The organism is Sulfurospirillum arsenophilum NBRC 109478 (genome assembly GCF_000813345.1).
Lineage (GTDB): Bacteria > Campylobacterota > Campylobacteria > Campylobacterales > Sulfurospirillaceae > Sulfurospirillum > Sulfurospirillum arsenophilum.
The window spans coordinates 763,545-777,498 of the sequence record NZ_BBQF01000001.1; the positions used below are offsets into that span (position 1 = coordinate 763,545).

Below are 13,954 nucleotides of genomic sequence, written 5' to 3' on the forward strand. Positions count from 1 at the left end.
AGCTTTTGATGAGTTGATATGGGTGAGAGCTAAGAATGAGGAATGATGATGCGATATTTTGCAATGGTTTTAGTAGCATTTTTGATGAGTGGTTGCGCTTCCAAGTTAGCTCACGATGAGGGAGAGAAGACTCTGGACTATAGTATGGCAAACTCGAAAAAGATCGAGATTAAAAACTCTGAAACGTCTAAAACATTTGTAACGATCACCTATCTCAATCCGATTAACCATGAGCTGATTACGCAAGAGAGCGAGAAATTTATCGTAGGTACTTACATGGCAACAGGAAATGGATCTTTTGATAAAGTGGAGCTTTCTGGATTTCAAGTCAATGGTTCCGATGAAAACGTAACGGTCACACCTTTAGCGCAAGATGCTTCAGTGCTTAAACTGGTCTCTTCTGTGAACGCTTGGACCAACTATGTGTTAGTGCAAGCGCCTAAAACAGAAGAAATTAAAATGGAGATTAGTTTCGAAAACGATCACTCAGCGAGGGTAACAGTAAAATTTCAAAAAGATTATTAATAGCGACATCATCCCCTAATAAATGGCGATACACAACGTAGTTTGCGAGTACTTTTTTACCGTATTCGCGACTCTCTTCGTTGATCATCGTTTCCATACTCCAAAAAGGCTCGAAATTCCCTTCACTAAATGCGCCACCTTGTAAATGTTTTTTGGTAAAGCCCATACCGCCATTGTAAGCGTAGGCTACAAAAAGAGGATGGTACAAGCTCTTTTCTAAGAAATTAAGGTGAATATTTCCAAAAAGATAGGCAATACGAGGATCAAACATATTCGAGATGGAAAACTCTTCAAGCTTCTCTTTTTTGGCAATATCACGCGCGACAAATGGCATAAACTGCATCATCCCCAGTGCGTATGAGGTCGAAACAACGGAGGGGATAAAACGACTCTCTTGACGTGCGATGGCAAGCATTAACGCTTGACGATGCACAGAATAACTTGAAATCTCTTCAGGATAAGGAATAGGGTAGTAGTTTTTAGAATAGCGTGTAACGCGCTCCATCAAATAGCTGTAATGGGGTAATGTGTTCGCATATTTAAACGTTTGTGCAAGCGCTTCAACCTCTTCACCACTCATACGGTACACTCTGTTCATGACTTTTGGCCATGCAAAAGGATCGCTGACATTGAACGTTGGATGCGTTCCCTCAAGTACAGGTGAAACAATGTTTTTGTACGGTAGACCCAGCTTTTCATAGGCATAGAGTGAGTACATGTTGATGTCAGAATCTTGCACGATGCGCTCTAAAAAGTGTCTGTCTTTTGTGACGAGGTATTGCCAAAAGAGGGCTTTGTCTTTCTCTTCGCTTTTGGTTGCGCGCTCAACGGATAGTTCAAAAAAGTAAAGGGAGCGCTCTTTCTCGTTATATTTCAGGGCATTAAGTCCTAGATAAAAAAGTGACTTAGCGTTTACATGTAAAGATGGCGTTACATGTAAAAGTGATTTTTGCACATTTTCCAGCTTATCATTTTGGACAACATTGTAAGCAAGTTGGTTAAATTTAGGATAGTTGGAGAGCTTGTCCATCTGCTCTTTGGGGATAATCTGTTGATTGAAGATCGCTGCTTTGTATGCAGTGATACTTCCGTTAAAAAGCGTTAAAAAGGTGTTTCCATCGCTATTTAGCGCTGCTTCATAAACGTTTTCACTCTCCATCAACGTGATGAGATTGACAAGCTCGTTATTGCGTTTCAATCTTGGCTTAATCAGTTTGAGCTGACCTTTAGAAAGCGACGTGACTTTCGCAATGTTAATGCCGATATTTAGACATTCATCATCTTCTTTCATTAATGAACTTACATCCATATCAATACATTTGGAGATTTTTTTATACTCCACATTGTCCATTTTTTTAGCAAAAAGGTGGAAAAAGCGGATGTTCATCGTATGCACCATCCCAAAGAGTGCTTTAGCCTCTTTGAGGGTGGTTGTCTCTTGTTGTAGGTACTCGTAGATGTAAAAATCTTTCGCAAGACTTCGTGGTTTATCGTCAAAAAAGGCAAAATTTACAGGCTCATCAGCAAACAGGTCAATGCAAATACAAAGGCAGAAAAAAAGGCCTAAAAAAAGTTTATAAAGCATTGGCAAGCGCAAACAGAAGTTTAACCGCAAAGAGGTCGACAAATTGAAGTGTCAAGATCACAATCAGCGGAGCAAGGTCGATACCACCAATTAAGGTTGGAACCAGTTTACGAATAAATGCATACACAGGGTTGGTTAAGCGAAAGAGAATCTGTACAATAGGATTGTACGGGTCAGGTCTCACAAAAGTAATGAGGGCTGCAATAATGATAACCCAGATATAGATGTTAATCAACGTATGTAAAATGGTGGCAAAAGCTTCAATAAGTGTCGCTAAAACGATCATCTAACAATCTCCTTCAGGTAGTTTTTAATCAATGGATACAAAAGTGCCAGTTCAGGGCTATGGTCAGCCCCACTGAGCCAAAAGCGAAGTGGTTTGAGGAAAGAATCTTCTTTGAGTCCACTTGCTTCTAAAAGATACGCTTTAAAAGCATCGAATTCATCAAAATAGGGCGCTTTTTGAATAAGTTCTTGTAAAAGTTTACTCTCATTTTCAAACTCTGCGTAAAACTCTTTTTTTGCAAAAAGTGCATCTACTTTTTGTTTTATTTCATACGTGGTGCTTACCTCTTCTGTGTAGAGTTTGGCAAGTTTTCCGATGTTCTCACAGGCATACCCTATGCGTTTTGAAAGCTCCATGTCAGCAATGCGTTTGATGTGTTCACGGTTGATAAAACGTAGTTTATCGATGTCAAAATGAGCAGATGACTTGGAAATGGCTGTGATGTCAAACCACGAAATCGCTTCTTCAAGTGTGAAAATTTCGGCAGGTGAGTGGCTACTTAAAAGCACGAGATAATTTACAATCGCTTCAGGCATAAACCCTTGGTCTAAAAGCCATTTAACGTCGCTTTCATCCTTTGGAGTTTGAATGTCCGGGACATGTGTGTAGTGCATTTTTTGCTCATACCCTATCGATTTACGGATATGTTCTTCTTTAGGCGCATTGTGTTCTTGTTCAACTTCTCGAATGATTGTGGTAACGCCTTGAAGCATATCGTCGCAGGCACAGGCGAAAGTGTAGGTTGGGTATTTGTCGGTGCGCATAATGACAAAGCTATCACAGGTATGCTCAGATTTTTTCATACGAATAATAAAAGGTTTTGGGATGTTTAAAACTTCTTCCGAACTCAAATGCTCGCATGTACCATCACAAGCAGATGCCTCGTTTTCGTGGGGACAAAAACAGATAAAGGCTTTTTTCGTGTCCAAAAGCGTGGAGGCAAACTGGAGATGGTACTTGAAATTATTACTCTGATAGTAAAGCTGTGAATATGAAATGCCAAAGAGTTCCAACATCTCTAAAATCTCTTGGTCTTTTCCTTCGATATTACGCGCTCTATCGCCATCTTCAATGCGCACGATCATTTGTTCGCCCGCTTGTTTGGCACAGATATAATTAAACAAAGCAACTTGCAGGTTGCCTATATGCAGATCACCCGCAGGAGAGGGGGCAAATCTATACATGTTTCAACTTTTCGCTCACAAGCTCGTTGACCACGGTTGGATTAGCTTTGCCACCACTGTTTTTGAGTACTTGACCCACAAAGAAGCCAAACAGATTCGTATTGCCTGCTTTAAACTTCGCCACATTGTCGGGATTTTTGGCAATAACATCATCAATGATAGGCTTTAGTTTTTCAGGATCACTGATTTGTGTCAGCCCTTTTGCTTCAACGATTGCTTTTGGATTCTCTCCAGACGTGAGCATCTCCTCAAAGACTTGCTTTGCAATTTTATTGGAAATCGTTCCTTCATCTATCATTTTAACAAGTTCTGCGATCTCTTTGGCGCTAAAGTTTAACGCGCTCTCTTGCTTAAGCTCTCGTGCTACTTCATTGGCTACAAGGTTAGCGATGCTCACAGGACTATTAAAAATCGATAGGCTCTCTTCATAAAAACGAGAAAGTTGCTCGTCACGCGCTAAAATATTGGCGATTTCATTGTTAAGCCCAAGCACTTTTGTGTATCTGTCAAAGGATGCTTGCTCCACCTCATTCATAGGAGTCACTTCACCTTCTACCTGTACCTTTTGAACCACAGGTTTAGGTGCGGGTACTGCCCCTTCTGTTTTTTTCGACCAAGAGTCTTTAAGCCCTACGATTTTATTAAAGACAGGTTTTTCATCGGTGTAATCAATTGGATCCGCATAAAAATACCCTTGTCTCTCAAACTGGAATCTAACATCAGGTTTTTCGGTGATAACAGCGGGCTCAACAAACGCATTTTTGATTACATGTAAAGAGTCTGGGTTTAAATCTTCTAAGCCTTCAGGTGCTTCGACTGAGTATAATCTCTCATAAAGCCTGACTTCAACGGCTTTAGCGTGCTTCGCACTGACCCAATGGATAGCACTTTTAACCTTGATACCGCTTGTATCTGAGCCACTTTTAGACTCAGGGTGATATTCTGCTTTGATTTCGGTGATCGTGCCACTAGCATCTTTCACAATTTCTTTACATGTAATGATATACGCATGTTTTAATCTCACTGGTTGTTCAGGTGTGAGACGGAAGTAACCCTCAGGAGGATTTTCCATAAAGTCATCACGCTCAATGTAAATTTCACGAGAGAACGGAAGCTTGCGTGAGCCCTCTTTCGGCACATCGTGTGGGTAGTAGGAAGCATCAATTGCTTCTTCTCCCTCATAATTTTCAATGGTGATTTTAAGAGGATCAAGCACACACATCACACGAGGCACTTTTGTATTTAAATCATCTCTGATGCAAAATTCAAGCTGTGCAACATCGACCATGGAATTTGCTTTTGCGATGCCGATTTGGTCGCAAAAATTCAAAATAGATTCAGGTGTATAGCCTCTTCGTTTATAGCCTGCGATGGTAGGAAGGCGCGGGTCGTCCCAGCCATTGACATAATTACCATTGACGAGTTCCAACAGTTTTCGTTTGCTCATAACCGTATAGTTCATGCCAAGGCGTGCAAACTCATGTTGGTAGGGGCGAGGAGGTGTTAATTCTAGCGCATCCAGTACCCAGTCATAGATGTCACGGTTGTTTTCAAATTCGAGCGTACAGATAGAATGCGTAACGCCTTCGATGTAGTCCGATAAACAGTGCGCAAAGTCATACATCGGGTAGATACACCACTCATCCCCCGATCTGAAGTGATGGGCATGACGGATACGGTACAAAAGTGGGTCACGCATTTTCATATTGGCAGCGCTCATGTCGATTTTAGCTCGTAAAACATGTTCGCCATCTCGAAATTCACCGTTCTTCATGCGCTCTAAAAGGTCAAGATTCTCTTCAATGCTACGCTCTGCAAATTTACTACGTTTTCCTGCTTGCATAACGGTACCACGATATTCACGTATCTCTTCTTCATTCAGACTATCCACATAGGCTTTGCCCATTTGGATAAGTTTAACAGCATAATCGTAAATTTTTGGAAAATAATCGGAAGCAAAGTACACTTTATCAGCCCATTCAAATCCAAGCCACGTCACAGCATCTTTCAAAGCCTCAACATATTTCATGTCTTCAGTCGTTGGGTTGGTGTCGTCCATTCTTAGGTTACAATGCCCTTGATAATCACGTGCAATGCCAAAATTGATACAGATAGATTTAGCATGTCCAATGTGTGGAAAACCATTAGGCTCTGGAGGAAATCGGGTAATAACTTCTTTATACTTTCCAGATTTTAAATCCTCTTCAACAATTGTGCGTAAAAAATCTTTACTCTCACTCATTTATTAAAACCTTTTTTGATTGATAGCTCTTATATATCTGTATTTTATCATGCCCTACATTAATTAACACAAAAGTGTTAATAGATCACTTTTGTAAGGGCATAACTCGTGAGAGTAATTTGTGGAGAAAAGTAAGCATTGTGCCTGAATACTCAATTAAATCGATTTTACATGTAAAACATTGACAAAAATTAAACAAGAGGCTTGTGGTATTTGTTTATCAAACGAGCAATTTTTTATTATTAAATGTGTCAGAAGTATGCTAACCGCGGTATTAGTACCACGGCTAACAAAAACATTATCCTAATTTATTTGCGTCAATGACATTGTAATCAAGCCCTAATTTTTTAGCAGAAACACCTAGCGCTAAACCCACCAATTGTGAGAGGTGAAGGACGGGAACACGTGTTTTTGACTTTGTTGTATCTTGTGCATCATCTTGATAAATGTCCAGTTGCATTTGACACAGTGGACAAGGAGTTACCACACAGTCTGCTTGAGACTCAGCCGCACTGTTAACAATACTACTGGTCATTTTCATAACCGACTTTTCTGCTGGATAGACTGCATGGAAACCACAACAATCCAAACGTTTTGCAAAAGGCACAACCTCTGCACCCAAAGCTTTTACAACCGTTTCAAAACTGGTCGGATTGACAGAGCTTTCAAAACCTAGATCTTTTTCAGGTCTGACACTGTGGCAACCATAGAAAACAGCTACTTTAAGACCTGTTAGAGGTTTTTTCACTTTAGACTTAATAAGATCCGCATTTTGAGCAAGAACCCAAAGAAGGCTTGTGACTTCACTGGTTCCTTTATAGTTCATGTTGCCTTTTGCAAGAAACGTATTGATACGCTCTTTTTCGCCATGATCTAACTGTGCTTTTGCACGACGTAACATGAGCAAACAGGTGCTGCATGTTGTAAGTACTGGCAGTTTCATTTGTTCGGCAAGGGCGAGGTTACGAGCATTTGCAACCAAGGTTGCTACAGGATCAACATCTTGTGCTTGAGAAGCACCACAGCAACTCCATCCATTAATCTCTTTAAGTTTAATGCCTAGAATGGGAGCTATGGCTTCAAGAGACATTTTAGCTTCGATAGCGGCTTGCGTCAGCACGCAACCAGGGAAAAAAGCAAATTCATTTTGCATACGTTACTCCTTGTTTGCAGCTTTAGCTGCTTCAATCATTTTTACCAAGTCTTTATGACCTTCAATGGTGTGACCACCAAAAATCTCAAGTGGATTCATTTTGCCTGCACGCATTAAAGTAATCGCTGTACCCGCACGAAGCGCTGTACTGACACCCTCAGTTCTAAGAGCAAGACGGATTTCATTCAAGCGACCTGAATCTTCGACTAAATCTGTATAGAACGATTTAGCATGCGCTGGACCGACACCACTGTTCAAGCCTTTTTTCATAGCAAGAGCACGTAAGCCTGCAATGTCATCGGCTGAGCTAATATGTTTTGGACAGCGATTGCTACACTCATGACAGTGAACACAGTTCCATAGACCATTGAGTACTGCTGGTTTAACGTGAATCATTGGATCTTTACTACGAGAGTCATTTGCTACACGCCATGCTTGGGTATAAACAAACGGCTCCATGTAATCTGAGCGATCTGCGGAGAGTTTATTACACTCAGATGCACAGCAACCACAGAGAACACAATCCCATTGCTTTACAATACGATCGTACTCTTCTTGATTTTGAACACAACCCTCTTTTTCTGAGAATTTATCTTTTGCAACTAAACCTGGTTTGATTTTACGAAGATTTTCAATGGCTGGCTCCCAATCCACAGCAAGATCAGAAATAACCGTATAGTTTGCAAGTGGAGAGATACGGAAAGTATCGGCATCTTTATACGCCTCAAAAAGCTCTGTCATTTTGGTATCGCAACCAAGGTATGAGTGTCCATTCACACGAACACCACACGCACCACAAATCGCCATACGACAGGATGCTGTAAAGTTAAGTGTAATGTCTTGATGTTGTTTAATAAAAAGCAAAGTACCAAGCAAGGTCAACGCTTCTATATCCTTTTTCTCTACCGTATAGGTTTGCTGATAATTTTTTTTGCCATCAAAGCGATCAATGATAAATTTCATTAGTATTTCCTCTCTTCAATTTTAAACTGACCGACAACAACATCTTTCCAGTCTAAATGCATTTGACCTTTTTCATCCATTGTGACCATAGAGTGTTTTAAGAAGTTTGCATCATCACGTTTTAAGTAATCTTCACGGAAATGAGACCCTCGTGATTCCTTTCGAGCCGTAGCACCCATAAGTGCAGCGCGAGATGCAAGCAACAAGTTACCAAGTTCAACATACTCTGTATAAGCTGTGTTAAATACGGGGTTTGTATTGGGGATACGAATCGCGTCGTAACGTGCTTGGAATTCTGCGTGTTTGTCAGCGAGAGCGAGTAATTTAGACTCGGTTCTAAAGATACCCATGTTATACCAGTTAGCAGCACCAAGCTCTTCACGAAGGGCGTACATATCGTTCACGTTGCCTTTGCCAGAACCGGTTATCTCTTTGAAATGACTTGTCCATTTGAGTGTTAAATCATTAAGACGTTTACCCGCACCAAAACCTGCTTTAGCTGCGTATTCAGCAGCATTAATACCCGCAATTTTGCCTGTAACGGTTGCATCACACAATGAGTTACCACCAAGGCGATTTGCACCGTGGATAGAGACACATGCTGCCTCACCCGCTGCAAAAAGACCAGGAGCAGGAGTTGCCATAGTGTCTAAGCTTGTCACATGGATACCACCCATTGAGTAGTGTGCTGTTGGGCGAATCGCGATTGGTTTTTCAACCAAATCCATGTTCTCAAACAACATACCAATATGACGGATTTGTGGCAAGTTTTTCATGATTTTTTCTTTGCCTAAATGCGTTACATCCAGTAAAACATAGGCTTCCATATCGTGACCATAACCACGACCTTCACGAATCTCTGTCTCAATCGAACGTGCGACAATATCACGCGGTGCTAGTTCCATTTTATTGGGTACGTAGCGTTTCATAAAACGCTCCCCTAAGTTGTTGAGCAAGATGCCACCTTCACCACGTGCTGCTTCAGTGATGAGCGTACCACCATGGCAAACGCCCGTTGGGTGGAACTGAAGCATCTCTGGGTCTTTGAAGATTAAGCCTGCACGAAGGGCTGCCGCGGCACCATCACCTGTTGCGATGTATGGAGTTGAGGTACGATTCCAAAAAACTCGAGTGTAACCTCCCGTTGCTAAAACGACGGATTTCGCACGAACAGGAGCGATGTCTCCGGTACGAATGTTACGTAACACAACACCCTCACAATGACCGTTTTCAATGCTAAGATCAAGCATATGATGATCCATCAAAAACTTGACACCGTTTTTAAGCGCATCATCCAAACAGGTATGCGTTAAAATGTGACCTGTTTTATCTTCTGCAAAATTACAGCGAATTTTACTAGCGCCACCTGCGTAACGTTTATCAACATTACCTTTGCTATCGCGTGAAAACGGCATACCAATGTAATCAAGCTCATGAATAGCCGCACCTGCGTAAGTTGCAAACTTCATTGCGGTATCTTGATCGACTAAGAAGTCACCACCTTTAACAGTATCTTTAGCGTGAAGCTCAAAGGAGTCTCCTTCACTAAAATCAATAACACCATTAATGCCACCCTCTGCCATGGTTGTAGCACTTCTGGTTGGCATCACTTTGCTCACCACAACTACGCTTAGATTTGGGTTCTTTTTACGTGCGGCAACAGCAGCTCTAAGACCTGCAGCACCTGAACCAATAATTAATACATCACAGGTTGGCATACCTGATGAATTAGGCGTAGAGGTTGAAGATGCAGCAAATGCTTTTTCTACCCCTGTGGTACTCACTGCCAACGCACCCATGGTAATACAGGCTGACTGCAGAAACTCTCTTCTGGTAAACTGTTCACTCATAAGATTTCCTTGTAAATGATTTTATAAATTTAAAATTATATTTTCTAAATACATTTTAAATTTAATGACAGCAAAATATTAATACACTTTTATTCATAAGTCAAAGACTGTTTTATATATGTTCTCATAGGTGTTTTCCTATGGGATAAAGTTCTATAAAATATCGTATTTAAGGGGTTTATAATGAGTTTAAAGCAAATAGAGTGTGTTGTAATGGTTGCAAAATTAAAAAGCTTTACAAAGGCGGCTCAAAAGCTCAAAATTGCCCAGCCATCTTTAAGCCAGAGTATTAATATCTTAGAAAAGCAAATTGGTGTACCACTTTTTGATCGAAGTACAACGCCTATTAGTCTGACCCATGCGGGAGAGATATATCTCTCGAAAGCACATACGATTATAGAACTTTACAATGATCTAAATGTGCAAATGCGCGATGTGACAGGCTTTGAAAATGGGAAGTTAAGGCTAGGGATCACGCAAACGGGTTACCATTTTATTCACGACGCGTTATCGATATTTTATAAAAAATTCCCCAATACAGATTTGAAAATTACGCAAGTATTTTCGACGCTGAATTTAAAAAAGATGCTTCTTGATGGAGATATTGATATCGGAACACTGATTTTACCCCTTCATACGGATGAATTAAGCTATAAAGTTATTAAAGAAGATCAAGCGTGTCTGGCTTTACCGATAACTCATCCTCTTGCTCAAAAAGCAAAGAAAAAAACGAAAGGGTATCCTTTTATTGCATTAAATGAACTCAAAAATGAAAAATTTATCCTACCTAAAGATAGCCAGCGTAGCCGTGCAATTTACGATGCTATTTTTAAAAAAGCGGGCTTTGAACCCAAAGTTTTTTGTGAGACAGAGACCTTTGATATAGCCAATTCTATCGTTGCATCAGGCATTGGTGCTTGTTTTACCTTGCCTCAATTTATCAAAGAAGATAAAGAAGATAAACTCATGCTTTTTAGCATCGATGAACCACTGCTTAATCGTACCGTTGTTTTAGCGTATCGAAAAGACAAACGTTTATCAAAAATTGCGCATGAATTTTTAGCGATAGCAAAAAGCCTATAGAACGGGGAAATTTAGCTTCATAAAGCCATTTGTAAACTCATAAAATAAAGATATTTTAGGATTTCAAGAAAGTTCTAATCATGCTTAAGTTAAGATAATTTATTTTTATTCTCAATAGGGGTTTGTTATGGAAGCGCGTATTCGCAGTATCTCAATATTTTCACATTTAAACGATGAGCAACTTGAAAAACTCAAAAAAATTTCTGTCATTAAAAAGTATAAAGCCAAAGAGATTCTTTTTTATGAAGGCGATGCACCTACGTATCTTTATGTATTGCTTCAAGGAACGCTCAGAGTTTACAAAACCAACCACAAAGGACAACAGATCTTTTTGCACCAATTTTATCCGGGTGGATTGGTGGCAGAACTGGCCAATTTTGAGAACATTCCTTATCCTGCGACGGCTGAGTTTATGAGTGACAGTGAAGTGTTACGCATCGACTACAAGGCGTTAGAGCATGATTTTTTCAAGAACCCTGATATCTCTTTTGAAATTATCAAATCCCTCATTGCCAAACATAAAATTCTCATTGATGTCATTCAAAAAGAGGTTATTTTAACGGCTGATGCGAAAGTAGCGAAGTTTATCTTGGAAAATGGAGAACTCTTTAAAACACTTAAAAATACCCAAGTAGCTTCTATTCTCAACCTTACGCCTGAAACACTTTCGAGAACACTCTCAAAATTTAAGTCTTCCAACATGATTGAATTGGATGAAAAACACCATATACAAGTCATAAATCGTCAAAAATTAGAAGAGGTACTATAACTTTTTTGCATACATACCTTGACATAGGTCAAGGTTTTTTATCACCTTTCTTTATACAATACCCTAAAGCTTTCAATAGATTATTTTATTAAAGATAAATTAATAAAAATAGGAGGTTGTGAGTCTTGGTTCTAGGTTGGCGTTGTTTCTTTACATGTAAAGAAACACAGAACATTAGATCTCTTATGCGAAGTTGTTTTCGTGAGATGTCTATGAAGGAGGAAATGTGAAAAATAGTAATTTCCTAAAGTACGCAGCACTCTTGGTTTTTGTGATTGCTATAGGCTTTTTTGCCTATATGGTTCACGCATCCAAAGCGCTATCGTATCTCTCCAGCGATCCAAAAGCCTGTATCAACTGTCACGTCATGAATACGCAATATGCGACATGGCAACACAGTTCACATGCTGAACGGGCCGGCTGTATCGATTGTCACTTACCACGTGATAATATGGTTAATAAGTACATTGCAAAAGCACGGGATGGTTACAACCATAGTGTTGCTTTTACATTTAATACGTACAAAAATGCCATCAAGATCAGCGACGATGGAGCGAAAAGAGTACAGGAGAATTGTATTTCGTGTCATGCGAGTTTAACCTCTCAAATGACAATAAATAGTGACAATGACCACAAATATGATGATCCAAGCGTTGCTACGGGCAGACGTTGTTGGGAGTGTCATAAAGGTGTACCACACGGTAAAGTCAGAGGTCTTGCAACGACACCTAATAACTTAGGTGTTAAAGAAGTTAAGTAAAAGGAGAAATGATGATGAAATTCAAATTGTTACTTGTTGGCTCACTTGTCGCTATCGGAGCAATGGCATTATTGGCTGGCAATATAACCGAAAGAGAGAAACAAAGAGTCGAACTTGCTAAAGCACCAAGTGAAGCAGGAATCGAAGGTAAAGCAAAAAGTGAAGAGTGGGCAAAATACTACCCAAGACAGTTTGATTCTTGGAAAAAAACCAAAGAGAGCGACAATCTTGATGATATGCTCGCTAAAAAACCTTACCTTGCTGTTGCATGGGCAGGTTATCCATTCTCTAAAGACTATAATGCACCACGTGGTCACTACTATGCGGTACAAGATAACATCAATTCACTCAGAACTGGCGCTCCAACAGACGCTAAAACAGGTCCTCTTCCAACGGCATGTTGGACGTGTAAATCTCCAGATGTTCCTCGTTTGATCGAAGAAGATGGTGAATTAGAGTATTACACAGGCAAATGGGCAAAATACGGCGCGCAAGTCGTTAACTCAGTCGGTTGTGCAACATGTCATGATGACAAAACAGCACAGTTGAGTGTACGTGTTCCACATTTAAATCGTGGTCTTGCAGCTGCAGGTCTTAAAAGCTTTGAAGAGTCTACTCATCAAGAGAAACGTTCACTTGTTTGTGCACAATGTCACGTAGAGTACTACTTCCAAAAAACAGAGTGGAAAGATGCTAAAGGTGATGCTAAAACAGCTATGGTCGTTACACTTCCATACAAAAATGGTCTCACTGTTGAAGGCATGGAAAAATATTATGATGATATTAACTTCTCTGACTGGACAAACAGTATTTCTAAAACACCGATGATCAAAGCACAACACCCTGATTGGGAGCTTTGGAGAACAGGTATTCATGGACAAAAAGGCGTTTCATGTGCTGATTGTCACATGCCTTATACTCAAGAAGGCGCTGTTAAGTACTCAGATCACCAAGTTCAAAGTCCTCTTAAAACTATGGATAAAAGTTGTATGAACTGCCATAGAGAGAGTGAAGAGAAACTTAAAGGCATCGTACATCAAAAAATGGAGCGTAAAGACTTCTTGATGGACATCGCGTTTGATAACATTGGTAAAGCACACATCGAGACTGGCCGTGCGATCGAAGCGGGTGCTAGTGATGCTGAACTTAAAGAGATCAGAACACTCATTCGTCATGCTCAATGGAGAGGCGATATGGCTATTGCAGGTCATGGTGCATTCTTCCACGCTCCTGAAGAGGTCTTAAGACTTTTAGGTTCAGCGAATGACCAAGCACAACAAGCACGTATTAAACTTGTTAGTATTCTTGCAAAACATGGTGTTATGGACTACGTAGCTCCTGAGTTTGACACTAAAGACAAAGCGCAAAAAATTGCAAAAGTCGATATGCCAGCTTTAATTGCTGAGAAGTTGAAATTTAAAGAGACTTTAGAGAAAGAGTGGAAAAAAGAGGCAGCTGCTAAAGGCAGACTTGCTCCAAATTCTGTCGCTCTTGATCCAGCAGTGGACAGCAAATCTTCTTACTTCGATAAAAATAAAAAGTAAGGTTTTAAAA

Annotated in this window: 12 protein-coding genes; 5 read left to right on the forward strand and 7 right to left on the reverse strand. The window is 40.2% G+C overall.

The window, feature by feature from the left end:
* The first annotated feature begins 48 nt into the window (after positions 1 to 48).
* On the forward strand, positions 49 to 525 hold the full coding sequence (locus SAR02S_RS03835; RefSeq protein ID WP_041957028.1) for a hypothetical protein: 477 nt from the start codon (positions 49 to 51) through the stop codon (positions 523 to 525).
* Here SAR02S_RS03835 and SAR02S_RS03840 read toward each other — a convergent pair.
* The 7 genes from SAR02S_RS03840 to sdhA all read right to left on the reverse strand — a co-directional run bounded on the left by SAR02S_RS03840 (position 467) and on the right by sdhA (position 9,788).
* On the reverse strand, positions 467 to 2,110 hold the full coding sequence (locus tag SAR02S_RS03840) for a lytic transglycosylase domain-containing protein (protein WP_041957029.1): 1,644 nt from the start codon (positions 2,108 to 2,110) through the stop codon (positions 467 to 469). The genes SAR02S_RS03835 and SAR02S_RS03840 overlap by 59 nt on opposite strands.
* The gene (locus SAR02S_RS03845; RefSeq protein ID WP_084218441.1) at positions 2,100 to 2,396 is read right to left on the reverse strand and encodes a YggT family protein; all 297 of its coding nucleotides are present in this window, start codon (positions 2,394 to 2,396) and stop codon (positions 2,100 to 2,102) included. Before SAR02S_RS03845 ends, SAR02S_RS03840 begins: the two co-directional genes overlap by 11 nt.
* Entirely contained in the window at positions 2,393 to 3,580 is a 1,188-nt protein-coding gene (locus SAR02S_RS03850; RefSeq protein ID WP_041957030.1) for a glutamate--tRNA ligase, read from the reverse strand. The genes SAR02S_RS03845 and SAR02S_RS03850 overlap by 4 nt, the downstream gene beginning before the upstream one ends.
* The gene (locus SAR02S_RS03855) at positions 3,573 to 5,822 is read right to left on the reverse strand and encodes a glutamine--tRNA ligase/YqeY domain fusion protein (protein WP_041957031.1); all 2,250 of its coding nucleotides are present in this window, start codon (positions 5,820 to 5,822) and stop codon (positions 3,573 to 3,575) included. Before SAR02S_RS03855 ends, SAR02S_RS03850 begins: the two co-directional genes overlap by 8 nt.
* A gap of 298 nt (positions 5,823 to 6,120) precedes the next feature.
* A complete protein-coding gene (sdhE, locus tag SAR02S_RS03860; RefSeq protein ID WP_041957032.1) occupies positions 6,121 to 6,975 on the reverse strand; it encodes an 8-methylmenaquinol:fumarate reductase membrane anchor subunit in 855 nt (284 codons plus the stop codon).
* A gap of 3 nt (positions 6,976 to 6,978) precedes the next feature.
* Entirely contained in the window at positions 6,979 to 7,938 is a 960-nt protein-coding gene (sdhB, locus tag SAR02S_RS03865) for an 8-methylmenaquinol:fumarate reductase iron-sulfur subunit (RefSeq protein ID WP_041957033.1), read from the reverse strand.
* On the reverse strand, positions 7,938 to 9,788 hold the full coding sequence (gene sdhA, locus SAR02S_RS03870; protein ID WP_041957035.1) for an 8-methylmenaquinol:fumarate reductase flavoprotein subunit: 1,851 nt from the start codon (positions 9,786 to 9,788) through the stop codon (positions 7,938 to 7,940). Before sdhA ends, sdhB begins: the two co-directional genes overlap by 1 nt.
* 183 nt (positions 9,789 to 9,971) lie before the next feature.
* Between sdhA and SAR02S_RS03875 the strand changes: the two genes are divergently transcribed.
* The 4 genes from SAR02S_RS03875 (at position 9,972) to nrfA (ending at position 13,944) form a co-directional block, all read left to right on the forward strand.
* Positions 9,972 to 10,871 carry a LysR family transcriptional regulator gene (locus SAR02S_RS03875; RefSeq protein WP_041957037.1) on the forward strand — a complete coding sequence of 300 codons (900 nt, stop codon included), beginning with the start codon at positions 9,972 to 9,974 and terminating at the stop codon, positions 10,869 to 10,871.
* A 127-nt stretch (positions 10,872 to 10,998) separates the two neighbouring features.
* Entirely contained in the window at positions 10,999 to 11,640 is a 642-nt protein-coding gene (locus SAR02S_RS03880; protein WP_041957038.1) for a Crp/Fnr family transcriptional regulator, read from the forward strand.
* 226 nt (positions 11,641 to 11,866) lie between these two features.
* Positions 11,867 to 12,400 carry a cytochrome c nitrite reductase small subunit gene (gene nrfH, locus SAR02S_RS03885; RefSeq protein WP_041957044.1) on the forward strand — a complete coding sequence of 178 codons (534 nt, stop codon included), beginning with the start codon at positions 11,867 to 11,869 and terminating at the stop codon, positions 12,398 to 12,400.
* Positions 12,401 to 12,411: 11 nt separating this feature from the next.
* A complete protein-coding gene (gene nrfA / locus SAR02S_RS03890; protein WP_041957046.1) occupies positions 12,412 to 13,944 on the forward strand; it encodes an ammonia-forming cytochrome c nitrite reductase in 1,533 nt (510 codons plus the stop codon).
* Positions 13,945 to 13,954 lie beyond the last annotated feature (10 nt).

Bases quoted from the DNA above. Each gene is read 5' to 3' on its own strand.
- SAR02S_RS03835 (WP_041957028.1), top strand. From the start codon at position 49: ATGCGATATTTTGCAATGGTTTTAGTAGCATTTTTGATGAGTGGTTGC.
- SAR02S_RS03840 (WP_041957029.1), bottom strand. From the start codon at position 2,110: ATGCTTTATAAACTTTTTTTAGGCCTTTTTTTCTGCCTTTGTATTTGC.
- SAR02S_RS03845 (WP_084218441.1), bottom strand. From the start codon at position 2,396: ATGATCGTTTTAGCGACACTTATTGAAGCTTTTGCCACCATTTTACAT.
- SAR02S_RS03850 (WP_041957030.1), bottom strand. From the start codon at position 3,580: ATGTATAGATTTGCCCCCTCTCCTGCGGGTGATCTGCATATAGGCAAC.
- SAR02S_RS03855 (WP_041957031.1), bottom strand. From the start codon at position 5,822: ATGAGTGAGAGTAAAGATTTTTTACGCACAATTGTTGAAGAGGATTTA.
- sdhE (WP_041957032.1), bottom strand. From the start codon at position 6,975: ATGCAAAATGAATTTGCTTTTTTCCCTGGTTGCGTGCTGACGCAAGCC.
- sdhB (WP_041957033.1), bottom strand. From the start codon at position 7,938: ATGAAATTTATCATTGATCGCTTTGATGGCAAAAAAAATTATCAGCAA.
- sdhA (WP_041957035.1), bottom strand. From the start codon at position 9,788: ATGAGTGAACAGTTTACCAGAAGAGAGTTTCTGCAGTCAGCCTGTATT.
- SAR02S_RS03875 (WP_041957037.1), top strand. From the start codon at position 9,972: ATGAGTTTAAAGCAAATAGAGTGTGTTGTAATGGTTGCAAAATTAAAA.
- SAR02S_RS03880 (WP_041957038.1), top strand. From the start codon at position 10,999: ATGGAAGCGCGTATTCGCAGTATCTCAATATTTTCACATTTAAACGAT.
- nrfA (WP_041957046.1), top strand. From the start codon at position 12,412: ATGATGAAATTCAAATTGTTACTTGTTGGCTCACTTGTCGCTATCGGA.